The 26,993-nt window shown below is 69.8% G+C and carries 27 protein-coding genes; 19 read left to right on the plus strand and 8 right to left on the minus strand.

Annotated elements, in window-relative coordinates:
• Positions 1-47 precede the first annotated feature (47 nt).
• From glmS to tsaE, 8 genes are all read left to right on the plus strand, one after another.
• Entirely contained in the window at positions 48-1,898 is a 1,851-nt protein-coding gene (gene glmS / locus P8R59_RS09520; RefSeq protein WP_278103735.1) for a glutamine--fructose-6-phosphate transaminase (isomerizing), read from the plus strand.
• A gap of 186 nt (positions 1,899-2,084) precedes the next feature.
• Positions 2,085-4,475 (plus strand): hypothetical protein, encoded by a 2,391-nt coding sequence (locus P8R59_RS09525; RefSeq protein WP_278103736.1) that lies wholly within the window; start codon positions 2,085-2,087, stop codon positions 4,473-4,475.
• A 55-nt stretch (positions 4,476-4,530) separates the two neighbouring features.
• Entirely contained in the window at positions 4,531-5,016 is a 486-nt protein-coding gene (locus tag P8R59_RS09530; RefSeq protein WP_278103737.1) for a hypothetical protein, read from the plus strand.
• Between the two features lie 6 nt (positions 5,017-5,022).
• Positions 5,023-5,553, plus strand: coding sequence for a hypothetical protein (locus tag P8R59_RS09535; RefSeq protein WP_278103738.1), 531 nt, complete (start codon positions 5,023-5,025; stop codon positions 5,551-5,553).
• 6 nt (positions 5,554-5,559) lie between these two features.
• Positions 5,560-6,087 carry a hypothetical protein gene (locus P8R59_RS09540; protein WP_278103739.1) on the plus strand — a complete coding sequence of 176 codons (528 nt, stop codon included), beginning with the start codon at positions 5,560-5,562 and terminating at the stop codon, positions 6,085-6,087.
• 75 nt (positions 6,088-6,162) lie between these two features.
• On the plus strand, positions 6,163-6,567 hold the full coding sequence (locus P8R59_RS09545; protein ID WP_077050604.1) for a holo-ACP synthase: 405 nt from the start codon (positions 6,163-6,165) through the stop codon (positions 6,565-6,567).
• Positions 6,564-7,685: an alanine racemase gene (alr, locus tag P8R59_RS09550; RefSeq protein ID WP_278103740.1), complete on the plus strand. Its 1,122-nt coding sequence runs from the start codon at positions 6,564-6,566 to the stop codon at positions 7,683-7,685. Before P8R59_RS09545 ends, alr begins: the two co-directional genes overlap by 4 nt.
• Positions 7,682-8,185 (plus strand): tRNA (adenosine(37)-N6)-threonylcarbamoyltransferase complex ATPase subunit type 1 TsaE, encoded by a 504-nt coding sequence (gene tsaE / locus P8R59_RS09555; protein WP_278103741.1) that lies wholly within the window; start codon positions 7,682-7,684, stop codon positions 8,183-8,185. The genes alr and tsaE overlap by 4 nt, the downstream gene beginning before the upstream one ends.
• Before the next feature lie 4 nt (positions 8,186-8,189).
• Here tsaE and P8R59_RS09560 read toward each other — a convergent pair whose 3' ends face one another.
• Positions 8,190-9,107 carry an alpha/beta fold hydrolase gene (locus tag P8R59_RS09560; RefSeq protein ID WP_278103742.1) on the minus strand — a complete coding sequence of 306 codons (918 nt, stop codon included), beginning with the start codon at positions 9,105-9,107 and terminating at the stop codon, positions 8,190-8,192.
• Positions 9,108-9,361: 254 nt separating this feature from the next.
• Here P8R59_RS09560 and tsaB point away from each other — a divergent pair, with 254 nt between their 5' ends.
• Genes tsaB through P8R59_RS09580 form a run of 4 tightly spaced genes read left to right on the plus strand, consistent with a single transcriptional unit; the run spans position 9,362 to position 12,019 of the window.
• The gene (gene tsaB / locus P8R59_RS09565; protein ID WP_278103805.1) at positions 9,362-9,997 is read left to right on the plus strand and encodes a tRNA (adenosine(37)-N6)-threonylcarbamoyltransferase complex dimerization subunit type 1 TsaB; all 636 of its coding nucleotides are present in this window, start codon (positions 9,362-9,364) and stop codon (positions 9,995-9,997) included.
• Positions 9,998-10,035: 38 nt separating this feature from the next.
• On the plus strand, positions 10,036-10,497 hold the full coding sequence (gene rimI / locus P8R59_RS09570) for a ribosomal protein S18-alanine N-acetyltransferase (RefSeq protein WP_202401054.1): 462 nt from the start codon (positions 10,036-10,038) through the stop codon (positions 10,495-10,497).
• The gene (gene tsaD, locus P8R59_RS09575; protein ID WP_077050660.1) at positions 10,497-11,600 is read left to right on the plus strand and encodes a tRNA (adenosine(37)-N6)-threonylcarbamoyltransferase complex transferase subunit TsaD; all 1,104 of its coding nucleotides are present in this window, start codon (positions 10,497-10,499) and stop codon (positions 11,598-11,600) included. Before rimI ends, tsaD begins: the two co-directional genes overlap by 1 nt.
• Positions 11,597-12,019 carry a hypothetical protein gene (locus P8R59_RS09580; protein WP_278103743.1) on the plus strand — a complete coding sequence of 141 codons (423 nt, stop codon included), beginning with the start codon at positions 11,597-11,599 and terminating at the stop codon, positions 12,017-12,019. The genes tsaD and P8R59_RS09580 overlap by 4 nt, the downstream gene beginning before the upstream one ends.
• Before the next feature lie 12 nt (positions 12,020-12,031).
• On the opposite strand, the gene P8R59_RS09585 is transcribed toward P8R59_RS09580, so the two are convergent.
• Entirely contained in the window at positions 12,032-13,222 is a 1,191-nt protein-coding gene (locus P8R59_RS09585) for a class I SAM-dependent methyltransferase (RefSeq protein ID WP_278103744.1), read from the minus strand.
• A 131-nt stretch (positions 13,223-13,353) separates the two neighbouring features.
• Between P8R59_RS09585 and groES the strand changes: the two genes are divergently transcribed.
• The 3 genes from groES to P8R59_RS09600 all read left to right on the plus strand — a co-directional run bounded on the left by groES (position 13,354) and on the right by P8R59_RS09600 (position 16,123).
• Positions 13,354-13,650, plus strand: coding sequence for a co-chaperone GroES (gene groES, locus P8R59_RS09590; RefSeq protein ID WP_076491199.1), 297 nt, complete (start codon positions 13,354-13,356; stop codon positions 13,648-13,650).
• Between the two features lie 115 nt (positions 13,651-13,765).
• Complete coding sequence (gene rarD / locus P8R59_RS09595; protein WP_278103745.1) at positions 13,766-14,704, plus strand: EamA family transporter RarD; 939 nt, start codon at positions 13,766-13,768, stop codon at positions 14,702-14,704.
• A 138-nt stretch (positions 14,705-14,842) separates the two neighbouring features.
• Complete coding sequence (locus tag P8R59_RS09600; protein ID WP_278103746.1) at positions 14,843-16,123, plus strand: ABC transporter substrate-binding protein; 1,281 nt, start codon at positions 14,843-14,845, stop codon at positions 16,121-16,123.
• A 138-nt stretch (positions 16,124-16,261) separates the two neighbouring features.
• Here the strand turns inward: P8R59_RS09600 and P8R59_RS09605 are convergent, their stop codons facing one another.
• The 5 genes from P8R59_RS09605 to P8R59_RS09625 are packed head-to-tail and all read right to left on the minus strand — an operon-like array spanning position 16,262 to position 21,152.
• On the minus strand, positions 16,262-17,068 hold the full coding sequence (locus tag P8R59_RS09605) for a hypothetical protein (protein ID WP_278103747.1): 807 nt from the start codon (positions 17,066-17,068) through the stop codon (positions 16,262-16,264).
• Positions 17,069-17,103: 35 nt separating this feature from the next.
• Positions 17,104-17,886: an ABC transporter ATP-binding protein gene (locus P8R59_RS09610; RefSeq protein ID WP_278103748.1), complete on the minus strand. Its 783-nt coding sequence runs from the start codon at positions 17,884-17,886 to the stop codon at positions 17,104-17,106.
• Complete coding sequence (locus tag P8R59_RS09615) at positions 17,886-18,818, minus strand: ABC transporter ATP-binding protein (protein ID WP_077050592.1); 933 nt, start codon at positions 18,816-18,818, stop codon at positions 17,886-17,888. The genes P8R59_RS09610 and P8R59_RS09615 overlap by 1 nt, the downstream gene beginning before the upstream one ends.
• Complete coding sequence (locus tag P8R59_RS09620; RefSeq protein ID WP_278103749.1) at positions 18,811-19,791, minus strand: branched-chain amino acid ABC transporter permease; 981 nt, start codon at positions 19,789-19,791, stop codon at positions 18,811-18,813. Before P8R59_RS09620 ends, P8R59_RS09615 begins: the two co-directional genes overlap by 8 nt.
• An 11-nt stretch (positions 19,792-19,802) precedes the next feature.
• Positions 19,803-21,152, minus strand: coding sequence for an ABC transporter permease subunit (locus P8R59_RS09625; protein WP_278103750.1), 1,350 nt, complete (start codon positions 21,150-21,152; stop codon positions 19,803-19,805).
• 252 nt (positions 21,153-21,404) lie between these two features.
• Here P8R59_RS09625 and guaB point away from each other — a divergent pair, with 252 nt between their 5' ends.
• The gene (guaB, locus tag P8R59_RS09630; protein ID WP_077050589.1) at positions 21,405-22,907 is read left to right on the plus strand and encodes an IMP dehydrogenase; all 1,503 of its coding nucleotides are present in this window, start codon (positions 21,405-21,407) and stop codon (positions 22,905-22,907) included.
• Positions 22,908-22,980: 73 nt separating this feature from the next.
• A complete protein-coding gene (locus P8R59_RS09635; RefSeq protein ID WP_278103751.1) occupies positions 22,981-23,664 on the plus strand; it encodes a TMEM175 family protein in 684 nt (227 codons plus the stop codon).
• A gap of 22 nt (positions 23,665-23,686) precedes the next feature.
• On the opposite strand, the gene P8R59_RS09640 is transcribed toward P8R59_RS09635, so the two are convergent.
• Positions 23,687-25,117, minus strand: coding sequence for a DHA2 family efflux MFS transporter permease subunit (locus P8R59_RS09640; protein WP_278103752.1), 1,431 nt, complete (start codon positions 25,115-25,117; stop codon positions 23,687-23,689).
• Positions 25,118-25,189: 72 nt separating this feature from the next.
• Between P8R59_RS09640 and P8R59_RS09645 the strand changes: the two genes are divergently transcribed.
• Together P8R59_RS09645 and P8R59_RS09650 are read left to right on the plus strand one after the other, a co-directional pair.
• The gene (locus P8R59_RS09645; protein WP_278103753.1) at positions 25,190-25,804 is read left to right on the plus strand and encodes a TetR/AcrR family transcriptional regulator; all 615 of its coding nucleotides are present in this window, start codon (positions 25,190-25,192) and stop codon (positions 25,802-25,804) included.
• 46 nt (positions 25,805-25,850) lie between these two features.
• On the plus strand, positions 25,851-26,966 hold the full coding sequence (locus tag P8R59_RS09650) for a GuaB3 family IMP dehydrogenase-related protein (protein WP_278103806.1): 1,116 nt from the start codon (positions 25,851-25,853) through the stop codon (positions 26,964-26,966).
• Positions 26,967-26,993 lie beyond the last annotated feature (27 nt).

The following is a 26,993-nucleotide window of genomic DNA, read 5'->3' on the forward strand; positions in this document are numbered from 1 at the left end:
GAGCCGACGGGGGTTCGCTCAGGCACGGCCCCGTAGACTCGGAAGCTATGTGCGGAATCATCGGATACGTGGGTCCTCGGCAGAGCCAGGACATCCTGCTGGCGGGTCTGTCGCGGCTGGAGTATCGGGGCTACGACTCCGCCGGCATCGCCGTGATCGACGGCGACGGGGGCCTCGGCATGCGCAAGCGCGCCGGCAAGCTCGCCGTGCTGCGTGACGATCTGGCATCCACGCCCCTCGCCGACGGCACCACGGGCATCGGGCACACGCGCTGGGCTACGCACGGCGGGCCGACGGATGCCAACGCGCATCCGCACCTCGCCGATGACGACAAGCTCGCCGTCATCCACAACGGGATCATCGAGAACTTCGCCGAGCTCAAGAGCGAGCTCGTGGGCGAGGGCGTGACCTTCCGCAGCGAGACCGACACCGAGGTCGCGGCCGCGATGATCGGCCGCGAGTACGCCCGCACCGGTGACCTCGTCGCGGCGTTCCGCGCCGTGGTGTCGCGCCTCGAGGGCGCCTACACGCTGCTCGCAATGCACAAGGACCACCCGGGCCTCGTCGTCGGCGCCCGCCGCAACTCTCCGCTGGTGATCGGCCTGGGCGAGGGCGAGAACTTCCTCGGCTCCGACGTCGCGGCCTTCGTCGAGCACACGCGGAACGCTCTCGCGATCGGCCAGGACGAGATCGTCGCGATCACGCCCGAGGGTGTCGAGGTCACCGACTTCTCCGGCGCGCCGGTCGAGGTCGAGGCCTTCGAGGTCACGTGGGACGCGTCCGCCGCCGAGAAGGGCGGCTGGTCGTCGTTCATGGCGAAGGAGGTCTCGGAGGAGCCCGAGGCCGTCGCCAACACCCTCCGCGGTCGCATCCACGAGGGCCGTGTCGAGATCCCCGAGCTCGACGGCATGGACGAGTTCCTCGCCGACATCGACCGCATCCTCGTCATCGCCTGCGGCACCGCCGCGTACGCAGGCATGGTCGGCAAGTACGCGCTCGAGACGTGGACGCGGGTCCCCGTCGACGTGGAACTCGCGCACGAGTTCCGCTACCGCGACCCGGTGCTCTCGCCCCGCACGCTCGTCGTGTCGATCAGCCAGTCCGGCGAGACCATGGACACGCTGATGGCCGTGAAGTACGCCCGCTCGCGCGGCGCGAAGACGCTGTCGATCTGCAACACGCAGGGCGCGACCATCCCGCGCGAGTCGGATGCCATCGTCTACACGCACGCCGGCCCCGAGGTCGCCGTCGCCTCGACGAAGGCCTTCGTCGCGCAGATCACGGCGCTGTACCTGCTCGCCCTGCACGTGGGTCGTGTACGTGGCGCGGTCGACCCCGTGGTCGCCGTCGAGGCGGTCACCGAGCTCGAGGCCGTCCCCGGCAAGATCGCTCGGGTGCTCGAGACCGAGCAGACCCGCATCGAGCAGCTCGCGCACTGGATGGCCGACACCCGCTCGGTGCTGTTCCTCGGCCGCAACGTCGGATACCCGATCGCGCTCGAGGGTGCGCTGAAGCTCAAGGAGCTGGCGTACATCCACGCGGAGGGCTTCGCCGCCGGCGAGCTGAAGCACGGACCGATCGCCCTGATCGAGCCCGGTCAGCCGGTGTTCGTCGTGGTGCCGTCGCCGCGCGGTTCGGGCGAGATGCACAAGAAGGTCGTGTCGAACATCGAGGAGATCCGCGCCCGTGGTGCCCGCGTGATCGCGATCGCGGAAGAGGGCGACGTCGCCGTGCTCCCCGCCGCCGACGAGGTGCTCCGCATCCCGCTCGCCGCCCCCATGTTCGAGCCGCTCCTCGCCGTGGTGCCGCTGCACATCTTCGCGATGGGCCTCGCCGAGGCCAAGGGCCTGGACGTCGACCAGCCCCGCAACCTCGCGAAGTCGGTGACGGTCGAATAGGACCGGACGTTTTCGGGGCCGGATGCCAGTGGCATCCGGCCCCTTTTCCTTTGCGGATGAGGCGAAGAGGAGAGTTCTCTCATCTTCCTTGGGGAGTGGCGGTGATGTGCCTACGGTGTAAGTCTCATCTGTTCCGTGGGCGCGGGACGGTGGCCGAGTAATGAGCTTTCCGCACGGGGTGATGTGATGCCGGACGCGATCAAGGTCGGTGAGATCCCGGGGGACGAGATCAAGCCGGAGGTCGTCGAGGAGAACGCCCGCACGATCGGGACGATCTCGGGTCAGGTGTCCGAGCACGGTTCGAACGTCCACTTCAAGTGGCAGGGCATGGCCGGGGTGTACGAGGCTCCGGAATCGCCGACGCTGCTGGGGTTGATGGCGCCGGTGTCGTCGCAGGCGACCCAGGTCGGTGACAACCTGGCGGAGGTGTCGGCCGCGCTGGTCGCGTTCGCCGCGGATGTGCGTCCGATCAAGGCGGAGCTGGACTCGCTGCGCGCGCAGGCGCAGGCCTTCGTCGACTCGATTCGGAGCGGCGTGCGGGTGCAGGAGGTGAACCCGGCGTGGACGGCCGCGCAGTCGTCGTACGGCGGAGCGACCGCGATGCCGACGTATCAGGGTTCGTGGGGCTCGTCGACAACGGGGTCGTCGACCGCTGCGGCGCCGGAGCAGTACCGCACGGTCACGAAGGAGTGGCACGAGTCGCAGGAGCACGTCGACCGCAACAACGAGCTGATCGCGGCGGTCAACGCGCAGCAGGTGAAGCTGTGGGAGGCCGAACGCGCCTGCGCCAACCGCATCCGCGCCCTGTACGGCGCCCAGCCGCTGCACGCCGCCACGTCCGAGGACGACGCTCTCGGATACGGCATCTCCGAAATCCCCGAGGGCACCGACGTGCCGTGGGGCGCTGAGGTGGAGCGCACCGAGGACTGCGCGGAGGGCACGGTGCGGTTCGTGGTGAAGGACTTCCTCTGGGAGGGCATCATCGTCGGCGGCCTCGGCGGCACGATCGGCGGGCTCTTGACGTTGACCGTGGGGTTCGACCCTGCGACGTGGACGTTTTTCTCCCCGGACGCGTACGGAGCCGCCTGGGGTGGGATGCTGCAGCTCGGCGTCGGCCTCGCTCTGCAGTCGGAACCGAATCGGTCGATCCTGTGGGCTGACGACGTCGCAGGCATGTTCGGGGCGCGGTTCCTTCCCCCGGAGGTGCAGCAGCTCCGCGCGAACGCGGGCGAGGCGTGGCTCACCACGGGCAAGGCCCTGATCGCATGGGACAAGTGGCAGGACGATCCCGGTACCGCGCTGGGCGAGTCCGTCTTCAATGTCGGCACGATCCTCGTTCCCGCCGGCGCGGCGGTTTCGGGGGTGAAGACGGCGGCGGGCGCGACCTCGGCGATCGCCCGCACCGGCGAAGTCGGGTCGGCGATCGTGCGAGGGACCGCGCGCGCCGGGCAGTTCTTCGACCTGACCTCGCATCTCGCCGCGGGGGTCGGGAAGCTGTCGTCCGGGATGTCGCGTGTCATCGAGGCGGCCGTGGACCGTCTCCGCCCCTCGTGGGCCGATGACGTGTCGTCCCACGTCGCGGCGCCTCTGACGCTTCCGGACGCCGAGACGGCGATGCGGACGCTGCAGGACGCGGGCGTCGACATGAACACGGTGGTGGCGCGCACCGACGCTGGCATCCCCGTCTACGAGTTCCCGCCGACCAGCACTCTCCCTGCGGGGCGCATCGAACTGCCGCCGGGCGCGTGGCCAGAGGCCCGCGGGGGCGGAGCGGTGGATGCTGCTGTCCCGGTGCGTGAGCCCGAGCTCGTCGCCGCGGGTGGCGTCCGTGGCGAGACCGGACCCGGGCCGGTCGCCTCGATCGTCGACGAGTCGCCTCCGCGGTCCGAGACGGGCGCCGGCGCCGAGTCGGGCGGCGGCCACGGGCACATCGCCGAGGCCGCGGGCGGCGGGCGTGGTGGGGGCCACGGCGGGAGCGGCGCAGGTTGGGGCCATGGCGACGACGGGATCGGCGCGGGCCCCGGCGACGATCTCCACGGCGGAACCCCGGACGACCTTTCGGGTCACGGTCCGCGCGACGACGTTCCGCCGGGGACGGACCCCGGAGACGGTGCACATTCCGGCCAGGGCGTGGATGCCGCCGTGCATCCCCGGTTCGAGCACACCCCCGAATGGCTGCAACGTATCCTCGACCGCGACGACCTGCTGCCATGGGAACGCCAGCGGTGGAACGGTGTCGCCTTCGACTACGAACAGCGACCCCGATACCCTGAGAACGAGGTGCTCACGGCTGACGGGAAGCGACTCGACTCGTACGTCTCCGGTCGCGAGATCGTCTCGCGGAAGTACACCCAGCTAAGCGAGATATCGGAGGAGACCGCGAAGCGGTACATCGCGGAGATCGAGCGGAAGTATTCGCCGGGTACGGTGCTCGCGGATGGGCGGCGCCTCCGCGGTGAACCATTCCTCGAAGTGCCGGTGCAGAGAGCCGAAATTCCTCGCTATCTGATCGAGTACTGCAGAACCTTTGACCCTGAAGTGCACATCAGGGATGTGCGCGGCCATGTCTACGACTAGGAGCTTGATCTTGAGGACTGTGTACGGGAGGGCTTGGAACAGTCGGCTCCTGGTGATGGGTGGTGTCGTAACGGTGGACGAGGCTCGTCGTCGTTTCCTCGAAGGTGGCAAGGATGACTGGTTTAGCGTCGGGGCGTATGCGGATGGTGTTCCGGATGGGGCGGCGCCGGAGTACACGATGGAGGTCACCCCGCAGGGTGGGTTCATCAGTGTGAGTTTCTACGATCAGTTGTGCCGGGTGCGTTTTGAGTTTTTGTTCGGGAAGACGGATGCGGGCGTGATGTTCCTGGAGGAGATTTACGATTTCCGTTACCCGGATGAGTCGACGTACTACACGCGGTCGGGGAGTGTGTTGACGACGAATTATCGGTATCGGCCGGATGGGTCGATGCATTGGTATCGCGATGATGCGGTGAAGGGTGTGATCGAGGAGGCGGATTACCGCGACATCGATGTGTCGACGCATTGGGAGCCGGTGCCGGAGTTCGGGGAGTGGGCGTCGATCACCCGCTTCGACCGGACTAAGCCGGTGGGGGCGTAGCGGGGGATGCGCACCGTGTACGGCAGGGCGTGGAACCAAGTGCGTCTGCGTATTGGCGGCGTGATCGGCGAGGAGCAGGCACGGCTGCGTTACCTCAGCGGGGGCAAGGATGACTGGTTCAGCGTCGGGGCGTATGCGGATGGTGTTCCGGATGGGGCGGCGCCGGAGTACACGATGGAGGTCACCCCGCAGGGTGGGTTCATCAGTTTGAGTTTCTACGATCAGTTGTGCCGGGTGCGTTTTGAGTTTTTGTTCGGGAAGACGGATGCGGGCGTGATGTTCCTGGAGGAGATCTACGATTTCCGTTACCCGGATGAGACGACGTACTACACCCGGTCGGGGTGCGTGACGAACACGAATTACCGGTATCGCCCGGATGGCTCTATGCACTGGCGCCTGACGGACAAGGTCGCGAACGTGACCGAGCAGGCGGATTACCGCGACATCGACGTGTCCACTCATTGGGAGCCGGTGCCGGAGTTCGGGGAGTGGGCGTCGATCACCCGCTTCGACCGGACTAAGCCGGTGGGGGCGTAACGCGCGATGCGCACCGTGTACGGCAGGGCGTGGAACAGCCGGCTCCTGGTGATGGGTGGTGTCGTAACGGAGGGTGAGGCGCGCCGCCGGTTCGATGAAGGGGGCGAGGAGGAGTGGTTCGCGGTTGCGGCATATGCAGAGGGTGTTCCCGATGGGGCGGCGCCCGAATATTCGATGGAAGTCAACCCGGGGCGGAACTTCATCAGCGTAAGCTTCCATGATCAGCTCTGTCGTATCCGTTTCAAATTCCTTTTTCTGAAGCATGAAAATGGAATGATGTTCCTAACGGAGATCTTTGCTTTCCGTTACCCGGATGAGTCGACGTATTACACCCGGTCGGGATGCGTGACGAACACGAATTACCGGTATCGCCCGGATGGGTCGATGCACTGGCGCCGGACGGACAAGGTCGCGAACGTGACCGAGCAGGCGGATTACCGCGACATCGACGTGTCCACTCATTGGGAGCCGGTGCCGGAGTTCGGGGAGTGGGCGTCGATCACCCGCTTCGACCGGACCACGCCGGCATCCTGAGACTGCCCCTCCCGCCGCGCGGCCCGACGACCGTCCTCACGGCAGAATGGACAGGATGCCAGGGAGGGAGGGCGCATGATCGTCGGAATCGGCGTCGACCTGGTCGACGTGCCGCGCTTCGAGCAGCAGCTCGCGCGGACCCCGCGCCTTCTCGAGCGACTCTTCGCTCCGGCGGAGCGGCTGCTCAAGCCCCGCTCTTTGGCCGCCCGGTACGCCGCGAAGGAGGCGCTGATCAAAGCGCTCGGCGGGTCCGACGGGGTGTACTGGACCGACATCGAGGTGACGCCCGAGCCCTCGGGTCGCCCGACGTTCACGCTGACCGGCGAGACCGCGGCGACGGTGTCCGCGCGCGGAATCACCGCGCTGCACCTGTCGATGTCGCACGACGCGGCGCTCGCCACCGCGTACGTCATCGCCGAGGCGGGCCCCTCCGCGTCCGAGGCCGGGCCCGCTGAACCGACCCGGGAGGGCGTCGCATGAGGATGGCATCCGGAGTCCTGCGCGAAGCGCTGATCGACGTCGACGCGATCGCCGAGAACGTGCGGCACCTGCGTCGCCTGACCGGCGTCGAGGTCATCGCGGTCGTCAAGGCCGAGGGGTACGGGCACGGTGCCCATCGCGCGGCCGTCGCGGCGCTCCGCGGCGGCGCGACGCGTATCGGCGTCTCCGACATCGACGAAGCGCTGGCCCTCCGGCGCCGAGGAATCCGCGCGCCGCTCTTCGCGTGGCTGCACGCCCCCGGAGCGTCCTTCGCCGAGGCCGTCCGTGAGGACATCGAGCTCGGCATCTCCGACATAGACCAGCTGCTGCGCGCGGGCGACGCGGCGCAGGGCGATCGGCCCGCGGCCGTCCACCTGAAGATCGAGACGGGTCTGTCGCGCAACGGCATCGCGCCCGCGGATTGGCGCGTGGTGTTCTCCGAGGCCGCGCGCCTCGAGCGCATCGGGCGCCTTCGCGTCGTCGGGCTCTTCTCTCACCTGTCGAACACGAGCGAGGCCGATGACCTGGCCGCGCTGGCGAAGTTCGAGGAGGGCGTCGTGCTCGCGGCGGCCGCCGGGCTGAACCCGCCGTTGCGGCACATCGCGGCGACGCACGCCGCGATCGCCCTGCCCGCGGCGCGGTTGAACGCGGTGCGCATCGGCATCGGCATCTACGGCATCTCGCCATTCCACGACCGGTCCTCGGCAGACCTGGGCCTTCGTCCCGCGATGACGCTGCGCGGTGCGGTCGCCGCGGTCCGCCGCGTGCCCGCCGGCGCCGGCGTCTCGTACGGCTACGCGTACCGCACCGAGACCGACACCACGCTGGTGCTCGTCCCCCTCGGGTACGCGGACGGCGTGCCGCGCCAGGCATCGGATCGGGGCCCCGTGACGATCAACGGCCGGCGCTTCACGGTCGCGGGCCGCATCGCCATGGACCAGTTCGTCGTCGACGTCGGCGACCACCCCGTCGCCGTGGGTGACGAGGCGGTGCTGTTCGGCGACCCGACGCTCGGCGTGCCGTCGGCGAAAGACTGGGCGGATGCCGCCGACACCATCGACTACGAGATCGTGACGCGCATCGGCGCGCGCGTGCCGCGACGGGAGGTCGGGGCGTGAGCGTTCCCGACGAGCTGCGAGGCGAGCGCGAGGTCGCCGGCCCCGCCGACATGGAGGAGCTCGGGCGCGCGCTCGGCCGGGCCCTCGAGCCCGGCGACGTGGTCGTGCTCACCGGTCCGCTCGGCGCCGGCAAAACGACCCTGACCCGCGGGATCGGCGAGGGGCTCGGCATCCGGGGTCCGGTTCAGAGCCCGACGTTCGTGATCGCGCGGACGCATCCGTCGCTCGTCGGTGGTGCCCCTCTCGTGCACGTGGATGCCTATCGGCTCGGCGCCGCCGTCGAGCTCGACGACCTCGACATCGACGTGGAGCACTCCGTCGTGATCGTGGAATGGGGCCGCGGCGTCGCCGACCACCTCGCCGACCACTGGTGGGAGATCGAGATATCCCGCCAGACCGGCGGACGCGGCGTCGACAACGCGTGCGGCGAGATCGCCCCGCACACCCTCGACCTGGATGCGGACGCTCCGCGGACGGTGACGGTGTCGCGGAGGCCGTGACGGCTCAGGTCGGCTGGCGGTCGCGCGACGCGCTCGAGCGGCGGTCGGGCTCTGCGGTCCAGACGTCGCGCAGGGCGCGCAGCGTCTCGTACGCCTGCTCGACGTGGGCGAAGTGGCCGCTGTCGTCGAGCACGGTCTCGCGGTAGCCGGGGATGCGGCGGCGGGCGTCACGCGCGTCGTGGTGCCCGGCGAAGACGTCGTGGCGACCGCGAACGGCACGCACCGGCGCGGTGATCCGCTTCCAGGCGGCGTCGTCGTGTGTCCGGGCGGCCCGCGCCGCGTCGAGGAAGGCGGCCGGGCGGATCTCGTCGGCCAGCGCGTCGGAGACGGCCGGGTCGACGCGGTCCGGATGCCGGAACAGCGGTCGGGCGAACACCCGCAGTGCGCCGATGCGGCGCAGCCCGTGCAGCAGCGGCCGCGCGAGGGGACCGAGGCTCCGGAGGATCGCCATCGCCGCGACCATGCCCCCGAATGCGGGGAGCGTCAGCCATCCGGTGGCGGGCCGCCGGACCACGGCGCGCACCCCGGCGCCGGTGGGGGAGACGAGCCCGACGGCGACGGTCTGCGCGGGGAACCGCGCCGCGACGTCGAGGGCGACCACGGCGCCCAGGGAGTGCCCGACGACGCGCCATCGCGGATAGCCGAGGGCGCGCGCCACCGCGACGACCGCCTCCGCGGCGGCCGCGGGATCGGGCATCGGACCGGGCGACTCGCCCCACCCGGGCAGGTCGATCGCGATGACGTCGTCGAGAGGGATGCCGAGCCGATCGGCCGCGCTGAGCAGCGGTATCCACGTTCTCCACGAACCCGCGGCGCCGTGCAGCAGCACCGTCGCGACGGTGCCGGTGGAGCGTCGACCGGCGTGAGCGACGACCGGTCCCACGGCCGTCGGCACCACCAGTCGGCGCAACTGTCTTTCCATGTCTCTTGTTCGGAGCCGAGCGCCTCGCCGGATGCCTGCAGAACTCCGGCAATTCCTGCGATCTGCGGCCGCCGTACGCGGCATGGCGCGTTCTGCCGGAGTTGTGCCAGGTGAGCAGACGGCCCGTGTCCCACTTGTGGCGGTTTTCGGCGCGGTGGGGCAGCAGGAATCGGGACATGCGCCGCCATGAGTGGGACGAGGTCCCCCGACCCGCCGACGGCACCGGTGTCGGGCGGCCCGGATACCCTGGAACGGTGATCATCGGCATCGACACCTCCCTCGGCACCGCGGTGGCGGCGATCGCGCGCGATGGGGAAGTGCTCGCCGACGAGCAGAGCGCCAACGCTCTCGGGCATGCCGAAGTCATCGGCGACCTGCTGCGTCGAGCCTCGCAGGCCGTGCCGACCCCCACGCACGTCGCGATCGGCATGGGCCCGGGGCCGTTCACGGGGCTGCGCGTCGGCATCGCGACCGCGCGCGCGTTCGCGCTGGGGCGTGGCATCCCGGTCGTCCCCGTGCCGAGTCACGACGGCCTCGCCCTCGGCATCCTGCTCGCCGACGCCCTCACGGGCACCGACACCCCCCGCTTCGCCGTCGTCACCGACGCTCGCCGCAAGGAGTTCGCGTACAGCGTCTACGACGGCATCGACGACGACGGACTCCCGATCCGGATCATGGATGCCACGCTCAGCCCCCGCGACGACCTCGACGCCCGCCTCGCCGAGGCCGGAGCCGTGCGTCACGACGCGACGAGCGTTTCGGCCGCGATGATCGCGCTCGTCGGGGCGCGCGCGCTGGACGCCGGCCGCGCCCTCGCCGGCCCCGAGCCGCTGTATCTGCGCAGCCCCGATGTCGTCGCCGCCCACGCCCCGAAGCGGGTGAGCGCGTGAGCACGCGCGCGGCGGCGCTCGACGATCTCGACGCCATCATGGCGCTCGAGCACGCGTCCTTCCCGACCGACGCGTGGAGCCCGGCGATGATGCGCGAAGAGCTTGCGTCTCCGCACGGCTGGTACGTCGTCGTCGAGGAGGCCGGTCGGCTCGTCGGCTACGCCGGGCTCCGCGCCGTCCGCGGGGCGAAGGATGCCGACATCCAGACGATCACGATCGCCGAGACCGCGCGCGGCCGCGGCCGCGGGCGTGCGCTGCTGGCCGAACTCCTCGAAGAAGCCGAGCGGCGCGGCGTGCACGACGTGTTCCTCGAGGTGCGCGCCGACAACCCCGTCGCCCAGACCCTGTACGCCTCGGAAGGGTTCGCCGAGGTCGGGCGGCGCCCGCGGTACTACCAGCCCGACGACGTCGACGCGATCGTGATGCAGCTCGACCTGCGCGCGTGGGCGGCCCGCCGCACGCCCGACGATGCGGCGACGACCGGAAAGGGATGGTGCTGATGGACGCGCCCCTCGTGCTCGGCATCGAGACCAGTTGCGATGAGACCGGGATCGGCATCGTCCGGGGTCGGCAGCTGCTGAGCAACACGATCGCCTCGAGCATGGACGAGCACGCCCGCTACGGCGGTGTCGTGCCCGAGGTCGCCGCCCGCGCGCACCTCGAGGCCCTGCAGCCGTCGATCGACGCGGCGCTCGCCGAGGCGGGCGTGACGCTCGACGAGATCGACGCCGTCGCCGTCACGAGCGGCCCCGGACTCGCCGGTGCCCTGATGGTCGGCGTCGGTGCGGCCAAGGGCCTCGCGGTCGCCCTCGACAAGCCGCTTTACGCCGTCAACCACCTCGTCGGTCACATCGCCGCCGACATCCTCGACGCCGACGCCGGCGAGCTGGAGTACCCCACCGTCGCGCTGCTCGTGAGCGGCGGGCACACGTCCCTGCTCCTCGTCCGCGATCTCACCAGCGACGTCGAGCTGCTCGGCGAGACGATGGATGACGCGGCCGGCGAGGCCTTCGACAAGGTCGCGCGCCTGCTGAAGCTGCCGTACCCGGGCGGCCCCGAGATCGATCGTGCCGCGGCTTCGGGTGATCCGACCGCGATCCGCTTCCCCCGCGGGCTCTCGCGCGCTTCCGACATGGCATCCCACCGCTACGACTTCTCGTTCTCGGGCCTGAAGACCGCCGTGGCCCGGTGGGTCGAGCAGCACGAAGCGGCGGGGCAGCCGGTGCCGGTCGCCGACGTCGCGGCGTCGTTCCGCGAGGCCGTCGTCGATGTGCTCGTCACCAAGGCCCTCGACGCGTGCGAGCGCTACGGGGTGCCGCGCCTGCTCCTCGGCGGGGGAGTGATCGCCAACAAGCGTCTGCGCGATGTCGCCCTCGAGCGCGCCGCCGCCGCCGGCGTCTCGGTGCGCATCCCGCCGTTGCGGCTCTGCACCGACAACGGCGCCATGATCGCGGCGCTCGCCGCCGAACTCATCACCTCGGGGCGCCGCCCGTCGACCCTCGCCTTCGGGGCCGATTCGACGCTTCCGGTGACCGAGATCCAGGTGGCGGAGGATCCGGATGCCACGGCCCCGGCGCCCCTGACCGCACGGGCGGCCTCGTGAGCGAGACGCAGCCGCCGAGCCGGCGCGCGCTCAAGGCGGCCGAGGCGGAGGGAGCCCCCAGCGCGGCCGAGCAGATCGCCGCGGGCGACGCCTTCGACGACCACCGGCTGCCCACGGCGCAGCTCGAGCGCGCCGCGTTCGGCGAGCACGTCGTGCCCTGGAGCCCGCCGGCCCCGGTCGCGCCACCGTCCGTCGCGCCGTGGGCCCTGGCCGTCGCGATCGCCGCTCTCGTCGCGTCGCTGTTCGCCGGCGTCCTGCTGCCCCTCGGCGTCGTCGCGATCGTCATGTCGATCATCTCGCTGCGCCGCGCGCACGACAGTCGCCGCGTCGCGATCTGGGCGCTCGCGCTCGCCGTGCTGTCGGTGATCTTCAGCGGCGGCTGGCTGATCTGGGCGCTGCCGCAGCTGTCGACGGTCTGATCTCCGGGCCCATCAGCCCACGCGGTCGGCGAGGAGCGCGACGCGGCGCCCCGCGACGCGCGTCATGAGCAGCGTCGCCGACTCGTCGCCCCGCAGCGACAGGCGGGTCCGCAGCACGGCGGGGTCGACGTCGACCCCGCGCTTCTTGATCTCGAGGGTGCCGATGTTGCGCTCCCGCAGCGCCCGCGCGAGCTTCTTCGTGTCCGCCGGGAGCTCCTCGCGGACGCGGAACGACGAGACGAACGGGCTCGTGAGCGCCGCGTCGGAGGTCAGGTAGGCGATGCCCGGCGCCAGCATCCCGGCATCCAGGGAGCGGGCGACCTCGCCGATCAGTCGCGCGCGGATGACGGCGCCGTCGGGCTCGTGCACGAAGGCGCCGAGTTCGCGCGGCTCGACGTCGGTCGCGTCGGCGGGAGCCGTGAGCTCCCACACGTCGTCGCCCCGCACGACGAGCGCGGCGCGGCGCACACCCTCGCGAGCGAGACGTCCCGACCAGAGGACGAGTTCGATCGTCGAGCCGTCGGCGCTGATCCACTGCGCCTCGACGTCGTCCGGGATCAGTTCGCGGTCGAACGCCGGCCCGAGCTTCACCCCGCCGGGTCGCGCCTGCAGCAGCCCGAACACCCAGTCCAGTGACGGCGACCACTGGTCGGCCGACACGCGCCGCGTCTCGCCGTGCCCGGCGGTGCGCCGCGCGGGGTCGAGCCACACGGCATCCACTCCGCCGAGGTCGGCGTCTTCCGCGCGCCCGTGCGCCACGGTGACGGCCTCGCCGAAGGGGGCGAGGTTGTACGCGGCGATCGCGGCCGTGACCTCGTCGGCGTCGACCGCTTCCACGCGGATGCCGAGCCCCGCGAGGCCGAGGGCGTCTCCACCGATCCCGCAGCCGAGGTCGGCCACCGACGAGACACCGGCCGCGCGGAACCGCCCCGCATGGCGGGCGGCGATGGACAGCCGCGTCGCCTGTTCCAGTCCCGCCCGGGTGAAGAGCATGCGGTCGGCGAACGGACCGAACTTCGCGGCGGCCTTCACGCGCAGACGGGCCTGGCCCACGACGGCGGCGACGAGATCGGGGGAGTGGCCGGCGGCCCGCAGTCGCGACACCGCGCGCGCGGCTTCGTCGGTCGTCGTGAGCGGACCCAGCTCGTCGAGCAGGGTCAGCCCCGCGGGGGTGAGCAGGGCGGTGAGCTCGGCGATCTCCACCGGCCCAGCCTAGGTGTCGATTCTGTTGGCACTCGCGTTGCGTGAGTGCCAACGCTTCTCTACACTCGGATTAGCACTCTCCCCGCGTGAGTGCTGACAAGTCTTCTGTAACGAGAAAGAAGAGGTAGACCGTGTCGGTTTCCATCAAGCCGCTCGAGGACCGCATCGTCATCAAGCAGGTCGAGGCTGAGCAGACCACCGCGAGTGGTCTCGTCATCCCCGACACCGCCAAGGAGAAGCCGCAGGAGGGCGAGGTCGTCGCCGTCGGACCCGGCCGTATCGACGACAACGGCAACCGTGTCCCCCTCGACGTCACCGTCGGCGACCGCGTGCTCTACAGCAAGTACGGCGGGACCGAGGTCAAGTTCGGCGCCGACGAGTACCTCGTGCTCTCGGCCCGCGACGTCCTCGCGGTGGTCGTGCGCTGATCGCTCTGCGATTTCCGTAGAACCCCGGATGCCTCGGCATCCGGGGTTCTGCTTTTGGCGCGGAATGCACGGTCTCCGGCAGATCCGCGTCGGCGCCCGCGCCTAGGCTGAGGCAGTGACCCCCGCTTCGCCGCCCGCCTCGGGATCCGTCCGCGGCGGCCTGTTCGCCTTCGCCGCCTATCTGCTGTGGGGCGTGCTGCCGCTGTACTTCCTGCAGCTCGAGCCGACCGGTCCGTGGGAGCTGGTCGCGTGGCGCATCCTGCTGTCGTTCGTGTTCTGCCTGATCCTGCTGACGGTCCTGCGCGCGTGGCGCCCCTTCCTCGCGATCGTGCGCCAGCCCCGCCTCCTCGGCCTGACGGCGCTGGCCGGCGCCCTCATCTACGTCAACTGGCAGACCTACGTCTACGGCGCCCTGAACGACCGGGTGATCGAGACGAGCCTCGGCTACTTCATCAACCCCATCGTCACGGTGCTGCTCGGGGTCACGGTGCTCCGCGAGCGGCTGCGTCCGGTCCAGTGGATCGCGATCGGACTGTCGGTGGCCGCGGTGATGGTGATCGTCGTGGGTTACGGGGCATTCCCCTGGATCGCCCTGACGCTGGCGCTGTCGTTCGGCGTCTACGGACTGGTCAAGAAGCAGATCGGCCCGTCCGTGGATGCCGTCAGCGGTCTGACCCTCGAATCCTTCTGGCTGCTCCCGGTCGCGATCGTGCAGCTGATCCTCGTGGCCCTGACGAGCGGGCTCACCATGGGCGCGAACGGCCCCCTGCACACCACCCTGTTGGCATCGGCGGGAGCGATCACCGCGATTCCGTTGCTGCTGTTCGCGGCCGGGGCTCGCCGGGCGCCGCTGACGGTCATGGGTCTCATCCAATTCGTCGCGCCGATCATCCAGTTCGGGATCGGCGTGTGGGTGCTCCACGAGCCGATGACGCTCGAGCGGTGGATCGGGTTCGGGCTGGTCTGGGTCGCGCTGACGATTCTCAGCGTCGACTCGCTCGTGGCGTCGCGCCGGCGCCGGACCGCAATATCGGATGTCGGCGAACCCGTCTAGAGGGCGTTATGACGCCGTGACCTCGGCGACGCACATCGTTAACGAACGGCAACACGACGAAAACGTGGAGACGATTAGGTTTAGGACACCAGACGGCACCCCTGTGCCGTCCAACGTTCATCCACAGCAAGGAGCACTATGAGCGTCTTCACGCGTTCGCGTGCCGGCAAGGTCCTGGGCGGTCTCGCTCTGGTCGGTGCCAGCGCGCTCGTCCTCGCCGGTTGCGCCGGTGGCGGCGACGCCGCCGCCCCCAGCGCATCGTCCAGCGGAGGCGCCGTGTCCACGGCCGACGGCACGTTCAGCGTCGGCACGATCCTGCCCGCCACCGGTAACCTCGCCTTCCTCGGCCCGCCCGAGGTCGCCGGCGTGAAGCTCGCGATCAAGGACATCGAGGCCACGGGCGACGCGTTCCCGTTCAAGACCACGCTCACCGAGCGCGACTCGGGTGACACGACGACCGACATCGCCACGCAGTCGGCGACGGAGCTCGTCAGCGCCGGAGCCGACGTCGTTATCGGTGCCGCGTCCTCGGGTGTGTCGTTCACGTTCGTCGACCAGCTGGTCAACGCGGGCATCGTCCAGATCTCGCCGGCCAACACGTCGCCCGACTTCACGACGTACGCCGACGACGGGTACTACTGGCGCACCGCCCCCTCGGACGTCCTCCAGGGTCGCGTGCTCGGTAACCTCATGACCGGTGACGGTGCCGCCAACGTCGGCATCATCTACATCAACGACCCGTACGGCACCGGCCTGAAGGACAACGCCACCAAGGCCATCGAGGCTGCCGGCGGCGAGGTCTCGGTCGCGGTTCCCTACAACCCGGGCGACACGGTCTTCACGTCGCAGGTCGACCAGCTCCTGGCCGCCAAGCCCGACGCCATCGCGGTCATCGCGTTCGAGGAGACCTCCTCGATCATCCCGCAGCTGGTGAACACGCAGGGCTTCCCGGGGTCGAAGGTCTACTTCGTCGACGGCAACCTGTCCAACTCGTACGAGTTCCAGCCCGGCACGCTCCAGGGCGCCAAGGGCACGCTGCCCGGCAACCCGGCCGACACCGCCTTCCAGAGCCGTCTCCTCGAGGTCGACCCGGCGCTCACCGACTTCAGCTACGCGCCGGAGTCGTACGACGCGGTCATCGTCGCGGCCCTGGCTGCGGCGCAGGCCAAGGACGACTCGGGGACGGCGATCCGTGACAACCTGCAGTCGGTCACCGAGGGTGGCGAGAAGTGCACGACGTTCGCGGACTGCCTGACGCTGATCAACGACGGCAAGGACATCGACTACGACGGTGTCTCGGGCCCGATCACGTTCGACGCGAACGGTGACCCGACCGAGGCGTACATCGGCATCTACCAGTACGGTGCCGACAACAAGTACACCCTGCTGAACACGGAGTTCGGTTCGCTCAACGAGTGATCTGATCTGATCGGGAAGGGCCCGGATGCCACGGCATCCGGGCCCTTCTGCCTGTGTCCCGCGCGTGAGGGGTCAATATCTGTCGCTTCGAATGCTCTCAGGCGACAGAAATGACCCCTCACGCGGCACGCGCACGCGTCAGGAGGCGGGCGTCAGGCCGCAGGCGGCGGCGGTGAAGGCGAGCAGGTCGTCGGCCACCGCCTGCGGGCGTGGCAGCGAGACCACCACCTCGCGGCCGTCGACACGGGCGACGAGGTCGAAGAGCGTTCCGACCTTGTCTTCCGCGATCGCGTGCGGGTCGCACCGGCGCGGCGTCACGGCCACCGTCAGCGTCGAGGGGGCGTCGCCGGGGGAGACGGTCGTGTCGAGCACCGCTTCCTCCCCCTCGGCGAAATGCAGCAGCGGGGTGCCCCGGAGCGCCTCGAGCTCGATCGGCGCGCCGTCTCCGTCCGTCGGCGTGATCGAGATCGTCAGGTCGGCCGTCCCGTCCCCGCGCGACGACGCGGCCGTGGCCGCGACCTTCGCCACGGCCGCGAGATCGTCGCGGTCGCACTGTGTCGCGCTCAGGCGGGCGAGGATGCCGAGCGGATCGTCGGCGTCGACTTCGGACGTCCCCGAGATGCCGCCGATCGTCGTCTCGAGGGTCACGCGGGCCGCCCCATCGCCCGACCCGCAGCGCAGGGCGGGGAGGGTCACCGGAAGGTCCAGGATGCGGCCGGGCGCGAGCGTCTCCGTGCGGCGGGCATCCCACGCGGCGGGGGAAGCCAGCGCCGGCGCCGCCAGTGTCGCGGCTGCGATCGTCACCGTCTCATCCGAACCGTTGTCGACCCGGAGCTGCACCCGTCCCGGCGCGATGTCGCCGCGTTGCTGGATGACCGCGACCGTCAGGCCGGTCGGGATGCCGGGCGGAGGAGCCGCGGAGCATCCCGCGAGGGCGACGCCCACCAGAGTGAGCGTCGCCCCCACGGGACGCGCGCGGATCAGGCTTCGGTCTCCCGTGCGTCGCGCTTGGCGTCCTCGTCGGCGGCCAGCGTGCCGAGGTAGAGCTCGATGACGCGGGGGTCGGTGAGCAGCTCGCGCCCGGTGCCCGTGTACGCGTCCTTGCCCTGGTCGAGCACGTACGCCCGGTGGCAGATCTGCAGGCAGCGGCGGGCGTTCTGCTCGACCATGATGATCGTCACGCCGGCGCGGTTGATCTCCGCGACCCGGAGGAACGTCTCGTCCTGGCGAACGGGGGAGAGGCCGGCCGAGGGCTCGTCGAGGAGCAGCACCGACGGGTCCATCATGAGCGCGCGACCCATGGCGACCATCTGCCGCTCACCGCCCGAGAGCGAGCCGGCGCGCTGACGGCGGCGCTTGGCGAGCTCGGGGAACAGGCCCGTGACGAACTCGAAGCGCTCGGCGAAGACCTTGGGGCGCTGGAAGAGCCCCATCTGCAGGTTCTCCTCGATCGACAGGCTCGGGAACACGTTGTTGTTCTGCGGGACCATGCCGACGCCCTTGCCGACGAGCTTGTCGGCCTTGAGCGCGGTGATGTCCTCGCCGTTGAGCAGGACGGCACCGCCGCGGATCTTGACCTGGCCGAAGATGGCCTTCAGCAGGGTCGACTTGCCGGCGCCGTTCGGGCCGATGATGCCGATCAGGTCGCCCTGGTAGGCATCAACGGTGCACCCGTTGAGGATGTTCACACCGGGCAGGTAGCCGGCGACGAGGTCGTCGGTACGCAGCACCGCGGTGCGGGTTGCGGTTGCGGTGTCGGTCATCAGAGCTTCCCGTCCTTCTCGTCGGCGACGAGGTCGGCTTCGGCTTCGGCGGCGGCCTCGGCCTGGATGGTCTCCATCTGCGACGTGGTCATGTCGCCCAGGTCGGTGTCGTGGTGCGCGCCGAGGTAGGCGTCGATGACCGCCTGGTCGCTCATCACCGTCTCGGGCGGGCCCTCGGCGACCACGCGGCCCTCGGCCATGACGACGACCCAGTCCGAGATGTGGCGGACCATGTGCATGTCGTGCTCGACGAAGAGCACCGTCATGCCTTCCTTCTTCAGGTCGAGGATGTGGCCGAGCAGGCTCTGCGTGAGAGCCGGGTTCACGCCGGCCATCGGCTCGTCGAGCATGACAAGCGTCGGGTCGCTCATGAGCGCGCGCGCCATCTCGAGGAGCTTGCGCTGGCCGCCGGAGAGCGACGCGGCGAAGTCCTCGCGCTTGGCGTCCAGCTTGAACCGGCGCAGCAGGTCGTCGGCGCGCTCGGTGTTCGACTTCTCCTGCGAGCTCCAGATCCCGGGGATCATGGCCCGGAAGATGTTCTCGCCCTTCTGCCCGCGTGCTCCCAGAAGCATGTTCTGCAGCACGGAGAGGCGGCCGAGCGACTTGGTCAGCTGGAACGTGCGGACCATGCCCTTGCGCGACACCTTGAATGCGGGCACCCCGGCGAGGTTGGACCCCTCGAAGCTCCAGCGGCCGGTGTTGGGCTTGTCGAACCCGGTGAGCAGGTTGAACAGCGTGGTCTTGCCGGCGCCGTTCGGGCCGATGAGGGCCGTGATCTGCCCGCGGGGGATCTCGAGGTGCTCGACGTCGACGGCCTTGAGCCCGCCGAACTGCCGCGTGACTCCGTCGGCGACGACGATCGGGTCGACCTTCTCGCAGCCGGGGCCGACCTCGCCCTTCACCAGGGGGTGGGTGACGGTCGTGTCAGACATTGAACGACAGCTCCTTCTTGTTGCCGAAGATGCCCTGTGGCCGGAAGATGACCAGGAGCATCAGCCCGATCCCGACGATGATGAAGCGCACCTGCCCGGTCTGGGTCGAGCTCATGAAGCCGAGGATGCCGACATCGCGGAGCCCCACGATGATGCCGTTGGACAGCGACAGCAGCACCCAGAAGAGCGCGGCGCCCACGATGGGGCCGAGGAGGGTCGCGGCGCCGCCGAGCAGCAGCGCGGTCCAGATGAAGAACGTCAGCGCGGTTCCGTAGTTACCGGGCTGGACAGCGCGCGGGAGGATGAACACCACACCGGCGAGACCGCCCATCACGCCGCCGAGCACGAGCGCCTGCATCTTGTAGGAGTAGACGTTCTTGCCGAGGCTGCGCACGGCATCCTCGTCTTCGCGGATGCCCTTGACGACGCGGCCCCACGGGCTGCGCATCAGGAGCCACACCAGGAGAGTGGCGAGGATCACGAGCCCCCAGCCGAACAGGCGCACCCACCAGTCGTTGGCGGAGTAGGTCCACGGCCCGATGCCGTAGGTGCCGCCGGGGAGCGGGTTCATGTTCTGGAATTCGCGGTTGTACCCGTTGAGGCCCTGCGAACCGCCGGTGATGTCGGTGAGCCCGACCGTCGAGACCACGTACCGGACGATCTCTGCCGCCGCGATGGTCACGATGGCAAGGTAGTCGGCGCGCAGACGCAGGGTGGGGATGCCGAGGATGAAGGCGAACAGCACCGATGCGACGATCGCGACGAGGATCGCCAGCCACACGGGGGCCGAGAACGACAGCGTGGCGATGGCGAAGGCGTAGGCGCCGACGGCCATGAAGCCGGCCTGACCGAAGTTCAGCAGACCTGCGTAGCCGAAGTGGACGCTGAGGCCGATCGCGGCGAGGGCGTAGGCGGCCGTCGTCGGGCTGATGAGCTCGCCGGCGGCGTTGTTGAAGATTGAGAGCCAGTCCATGTCGTTCTTCCTCAGCCGATCCGCTCTTTACGACCGAGCACACCTTGCGGCCGGAACAGCAGCACGCCGATGAGGACGATCAACGCCACCGCGTACCGGAGGTCCGGCGGGATGACGATGGTGGACATTTCCGTGATGATGCCGATGATGAGCGAGCCGACGAGGGCGCCGAAGGCACTGCCCAGACCACCGAGGGTCACCGCCGCGAACAGCAGCAGGAGGATCGCGAAGCCCATGTCCCACGTGACACCGCGGTACAGGCCGTAGAGCACGCCCGAGAGGCCGGTGAGTGCGCCCGCGAGGACCCAGACGATGCGGATGACGCGGTCGACGTTGATTCCGGATGCCGCCGCGAGCGAGGCGTTGTCGCTGACCGCGCGGGTCGCCTTGCCGATGCGGGTGCGGGTCAGGAAGTAGGCGACCGCGGCGAGCATGACCACACTCACGCCCATGCTGATCAGCGACGTGAGCGTGATCGTCACCGGACCGATCGTGACGTTGTCGGTGATGCCGGTGTCGATGTTCCGGGTGCCGCCGTCGAAGAAGTAGAGGTACAGGTAGCGCAGGACGATCGAGAGGCCGATGGTCACGATGAGTACCTGGACCAACCCGACCCCGCGTTTGCGGAGAGGTTTGAACAGCACGGCATCCTGTGTCCAGCCAAGGGCGGCGGACAGCGCCACCGTGAGCAGCACGGCCAGGAGGAGGTTCCAGCCGAGCGAGGTGAACACGTAGAAGATGATCGCGCCGAAGGTCAGCATCTCGCCGTGCGCGAAGTTGTTCACACCGGTCGTGCCGAAGATGAGCGAGATGCCGATCGCGGCGAGGGCGAGCAGCAGCCCGAAGTTCAGGCCGTAGATGAAGCGCGAGAAGAGGGTCTCCCAGATCGACCCCGTCGCCGCGGTGCCCTCGCCGGTGGGGAAGAGGACGTTCACGGTGTTGGTGGTGCCGACGGTCACGTCGCGCGTGATGTTCTCGGGGTCGCGCGGGGCGACGCCGTCGGGCAGCGAATCGACGTTGAGCTTCGCGGTGTACTGGCCCGGGCCCGGGACGGCGACCGACCAGCGGCCGTCGGCACCCGTGGTGCCGACTTCTGAGAAGCCGGAGCCCTCGACCGCGATCTCGACCCCTTCGACGGGTTCGTCTCCGCTGCGGATGATGCCGCCGATCGTGTACTGGGTCGCGACGTCGACCGCACCGGGCGTCGACGCCGGGGTGGGAGCCGGTGTGGTCTGCGCGTGAGCCGGTGCGGCCAGGAACAGACTCAGGGCCGCGACCGCGCTCGCCAGAAGCGACACGATGAGGAGGGCTGGGCGGGCAAGGGTGCGCGATCGTGTCGCGGTGGGGGAGGAATGACCCACGGAGTCTCCAGTTCGGCAGCGCTGACGATGTCGTTTCGTCAGCTTCGACGATCGACGCTACGAGCGTAATGTGTCGTTCGTGTTTCGGCTCGTCGCCGTTAGCGAACCGTGTCGTGGCGAAGCCGCCCGCGCGAGCGGCGACTCGGGAATGATTCCGCCCCTCGCGGCGCTTAGAATTCATGGCGGAGCGCTAGGCGCGCACCGGCCGACGTCGTCCTTTTTCGAACAGGCGCCGCGCGCGCAGGAGGATCCATGGAGCAGCACGACCCCTTCGGTTTCATCGGACTGACGTATGACGACGTCCTGCTCCTGCCGGGGCACACGGACGTCATCCCGAGCGAGGCAGACACGTCGTCGCGGCTCACCCGTCGCATCACCGTCGCGACCCCGCTGCTGTCGTCCGCGATGGACACCGTGACCGAGGCCCGCATGGCGATCGCGATCGCGCGCCAGGGCGGCATCGGCATCGTGCACCGCAACCTCTCGATCGAGGACCAGGCGGCGATCGTCGACCAGGTCAAGCGCAGCGAGTCCGGCATGGTCTCGAACCCGATCACCACGACCCCGGATGCCACCGTGGCCGAGGTCGACGCGATGTGCGCGCAGTACCGCATCTCGGGTCTGCCGGTCATCGACCCGGACGGCGTCCTGGTCGGCATCATCACCAACCGCGACATGCGATTCGTCTCGGGCTTCGAGCGCCAGACGACCCTGGTCAAGGACGTGATGACGAAGGAGGGCCTCATCACCGGCCCCGTCGGCATCCACGCGAACGACGTCATCGCCACCTTCGCCAAGCACCGCGTCGAGAAGCTGCCGCTCGTCGACGACGACGGCAAGCTCGCGGGCCTCATCACCATCAAGGACTTCGACAAGAGCGAGAAGTACCCCCTCGCGACCAAGGACGAGCAGGGTCGCCTGCGCGTCGGCGCGGCGATCGGCTTCTTCGGCGACGCGTGGCAGCGCGCCGAGGCCCTGCGCGACGCCGGTGTCGATGTGCTCGTCGTCGACACCGCCAACGGGCAGTCGGCCGGTGTCATCGACATCGTCCGTCGACTGAAGGCGGACGAGTCGTTCGCGCACGTCGACGTCATCGGCGGCAACGTCGCTACGCGCGAGGGCGCCCAGGCTCTCATCGACGCCGGCGTGGACGCCGTGAAGGTCGGCGTCGGTCCGGGCTCGATCTGCACCACGCGTGTCGTCGCGGGTGTCGGCGTGCCGCAGGTCACCGCCATCTACGAGGCCGCGCAGGCCGCGATCCCGGCGGGTGTGCCGGTGATCGCCGACGGTGGCCTGCAGTACTCGGGCGACATCGCCAAGGCGCTCGTCGCCGGTGCCGACACCGTGATGCTCGGTTCGCTGCTCGCCGGCACGGACGAGTCTCCGGGCGAGATCGTGTTCCAGGGCGGCAAGCAGTTCAAGCAGTACCGCGGCATGGGGTCGCTGGGTGCGCTGCAGACCCGGGGCAAGAAGACCTCGTACTCGAAGGACCGGTACTTCCAGGCCGACGTGCCCAGCGACGACAAGCTGATCCCCGAGGGCATCGAGGGTCAGGTCCCGTACCGCGGACCCGTCGCCGCGGTGGCGTACCAGCTCATCGGCGGCCTCCGGCAGTCGATGTTCTACGTCGGTGCCCGCACGGTCGAGGAGCTGAAGACCAAGGGCAAGTTCGTCCGCATCACCTCGGCGGGACTCAAGGAGTCGCACCCGCACGACGTGCAGATCGTCGTCGAGGCTCCGAACTACAAGAAGTGATCGGGATTCCGAAGGGCCGGGCGAGCGATCGCCCGGCCCTTCGGCGTTGCGGGCGCGCGGCTACGCTGTGCGCATGATCCGACGCGAGAGGCATCCCTCGGTCACCGTCTCGGCCCGACGCACCGAGGCGTACACGGACGGCGTCTTCGCGATCGCGGCGACGCTGCTCGTTCTGGACCTCACGTCGCAGTCGCTCGGCGACGTGGCCTCGGATGCCGACCTCGCCGGCGCCCTGGCCCTCCTGCTGCATCCGGTCTTCTCGTTCGTCATCAGCTTCCTGGTGCTCTGCATCATGTGGATGACGCACGTGCGACAGTTCGAGTGGATCGTCCGGATCGACAACGCCGGCATGTGGATCAACAACCTCCGGCTGCTGCTGATCGTGCTGGTCCCGTTCACGACGTCGTTGGACACCGACTACTCCCAGTTCCTGCTCGGCCGTGTGCTGCTGCCGGTGAACTTCTTCCTGGCGATCCTCGTGGGCTGGTTCCAGTGGACGTGGGCGCTGCGCTCGGGCGCGATCCCCGACCTCTCGCGCGACGATGCGAAGCGCCTCGGACGTGCGGCGCTCAGCGCCGTGATCCTCAGCGGGCTCGCGGTCGCGGTGAGTCCTCTGGTCGGGTCCGCCGGGTTCCTGCTGTTCTTCCTGGACGGGCCGCTGACCCGGAGGCTGCGCGGGGCGGACGCGCCGACCGATCCTGCCGCCCCGCGCTCGACGCCCCCGGCGGAACCGGGGGCGTCGAGCGGGACGGACTGAGGGGACCGCGCGCGGTTCGGCGTCAGCGGGCCAGCGACGGTTCCGCGGGTGCCGCCTGCGGGTCGACCACCGCGCGCGGCGACCGGCCGGCGGGCAGGAGCAGGGCCAGGCCGGCGGCGACGAGCAGCACCGCCGAGCCGACAAAGATCGCGGGGCGGGCGGCATCCACGTAGAGATCCGGCACCAGCTGCCCGCCGGCGCCGACGAAGATGGCCGTCATGACGGCGGTCCCGAGCGCCAGCCCGATCTCGCGCACGGTGGAGTTGACGCCGGACGCCTTCGCGTGGTCGACGACGTCGAGTGTGGCGAGCAACGCCGTCGCCGACGGGGCGAAGACGAGTCCCATGCCCACTCCCGCGAAGATGAACGGCGGCACGAGCGTGGCGTACTCGACCTCGGCCGACATGGTGAGCGCGATCCAACCGAGGGCGATGGCCTGCAGCAGGAGCCCCGCGATCATGAGCGGACGCGTTCCGACCCGCGGGGCGAAGATGCCGGCGAGCGGCGCGACGACCATCGGAGCGAGGGTCCAGGGGGTCGTCTGCAGCGCCGCTTCGAACGGGGTCGACCCCTGCACCACCTGCAGGAACTGGATGAGGAGGAACACCGCTCCGAACGTCCCGAAGCTGAAGGCGAAGCCGACCACGTTCGTGACCGAGAAGGACCGGTCGCGGAACAGCCGCAGGGGCACGAGGGGCGATCGGGTCCGCAGCTGCCAGCCCACGAACGCGATCACCAGGAGCGAGCCGAGCACGAGTTCGACCACGACGGATGCCGAGCCCCACCCGTCGTCGTTGCCGCGGACGATCGCGTGCACCAGGGCCAGGACGCCGCTTCCGGCCAGGACGGCTCCGACGACATCGATGCGCGCGCGGTCGCCGAACGCGTTGGGGAGAGCCCACAGGGCGAGCGGGATCGCCAGGACGGCGACGGGCACGTTGAGCCAGAAAATCGCCTGCCAGTTCCACCCCTCCATGACCGCGCCGCCCACGAGCGGTCCGACCGCGACTCCGAGACCGGAGATGCCTCCCCAGATGCCGATGGCGAGAGGTCGACGCTCCGGGGCGACGGCGCCGCTGAGGAGGGCGAGGGACAGCGGCATGACGCCTGCCGCACCGAGTCCCTGGACCGCCCGTGCCGCGATCAGCTGAGCGGGGTCGACGCTCAGCGCCGCGAGCACGGACCCGACCCCGAAGGCGACGATGCCGACGACGAACGCCGTGCGCCGTCCGAAGCGATCACCGAGGGCGGAGGCGATGAGGATGAGGCTCGCGAAGGCGAGCGTGTACGCGTTGACGAACCACTGCAGCTCCTCGATGCTCGCGCCGAGCTCGCTGTGGAGGACGGGGAGGGCGTTGGTCATGACGAGGTTGTCGAGGGTGGCCATGAACATCGGCAGGGACGCGGCGATCACGACCCAGACGAACGGGCGCGATCGAGGGGGAGTGTTCACGAGAGCTCCTTGTTGTAATCGACTGATAACAAATCTGAGGTCACTGTAGTAATCGACTGATAACCTGTCAACATGCCGTCACCGACAGACTCCGCGCCCGCGCGCCGAATGAGCTCGGAGGAGCGGCGGGAGCAGATCCTGGCCGCCGCGCTCGCCGTGTTCGGCGCCAAGGGATACGTGGGCACCACGACCGACGACGTGGCCCGCGCGGCGGGCATCTCCCAGCCGTACGTCGTGCGTCTGTTCGGTACGAAGGAGAACCTCTTCGTCGCTGCACTCGATGATGCGATGAGTCGCCTGCTGAGCGCCTTCGCCGTGGCCGCCGAGGGTGCGACCCCGGGTGAGCTGCCGGAACGCGTCGGTCACGCCTACATCGGCCTCCTGCAGGTGCGGGGTCTGCATCAGACCCTGTCGCACGCGTTCCTGCTGGGCGCCCACCCGGTCATCGGGCCGCGTGCCCGTGACGGCTTCGCGCGCGTGTGGGAGTTCTTGCGCGGCGTCGGATTCGACGTCGCCTCCGCGCAGGCGTTCCTGGCCCAGGGCATGATGATCAACTCGATGTTCGGCCTGCGCCTCGCCGACGACTACGACACCGACCCGCGGGTGCACGAGCTCTTCGATGCCTGCTTCCCGACCGACAAGGTGCGTGTGCTCTCGATGGCGCCCCGGGCGGACGAACCCTGGTGAGGACGCGGACCGGCAAAATGCGGGCGGGTAGGCTGGGGGAGTGACCATGGAGATCGACCTCGGCCGCGCCAAGCGTGCCCGCCGCGCCTACACCTTCGACGACATCGCCGTCGTGCCGTCGCGCCGCACGCGCAACCCGGAAGACGTGTCGACGGCGTGGACCATCGACGCGTTCCCGTTCGAGATCCCGGTGCTCGGTGCCCCGATGGACTCCGTCGTGAGTCCCCGCACCGCGATCGAGCTCGGCCGCCTCGGCGGTCTCGGCGTCCTCGACCTCGAGGGCTTGTGGACGCGCTACGACGACCCCGAGCCGCTGCTGGCCGAGATCGCGGGGCTCCCCGACTCCGAAGCCACCCGCCGCATGCAGGAGCTCTACTCCGAGCCCATCAAGCCCGAGCTCGTGCGCGACCGTCTCGCCGAGGTCCGCGCCGCCGGGGTCACCGTCGCCGGAGCGTTGACGCCCCAGCGCACCCACGACCTGTACGAGACCGTCGTCGCCGCGGGCGTCGACCTCTTCGTCATCCGAGGGACGACCGTCTCCGCCGAGCACGTCTCGAGCGTGGCCGAGCCGCTGAACCTCAAGAAGTTCATCTACGACCTCGACGTTCCGGTGATCGTCGGCGGGGCCGCCACCTACACCGCTGCCCTGCACCTCATGCGCACGGGCGCCGCGGGCGTGCTGGTCGGCTTCGGCGGCGGCGCCGCCTCCACGACCCGCGTGACCCTCGGCCTCCACGCTCCGATGGCCACCGCGGTCGCCGATGTCGCCGGTGCCCGCCGCGATTACCTCGACGAGTCGGGCGGCCGCTACGTGCACGTCATCGCCGACGGCGGCGTCGGAACCTCGGGCGACATCGTCAAGGCGCTCGCCATGGGTGCGGACGCGGTCATGCTGGGCGTCGCGCTCGCGCGGGCCACCGACGCCCCGGGGCGCGGTTTCCACTGGGGTCCCGAGGCGCACCACCCCAAGCTGCCGCGCGGCCACCGCGTCGCGGTCGACCGCGTGGGTCCGCTCGAGCAGATCCTGTACGGCCCGGCCCCCGTGGCCGACGGCACCGCCAACCTCATCGGAGCGCTCAGGAAGTCGATGGCCACGACCGGGTACTCCGACCTCAAGGAGTTCCAGCGCGTCGAGGTCGTCGTCGCGCCCTACGGACACTGATGCCGGAGACCGCGTGACCTCTCCCAC

It is taken from the genome of Microbacterium proteolyticum, from assembly GCF_029639405.1.
GTDB lineage: Bacteria > Actinomycetota > Actinomycetes > Actinomycetales > Microbacteriaceae > Microbacterium.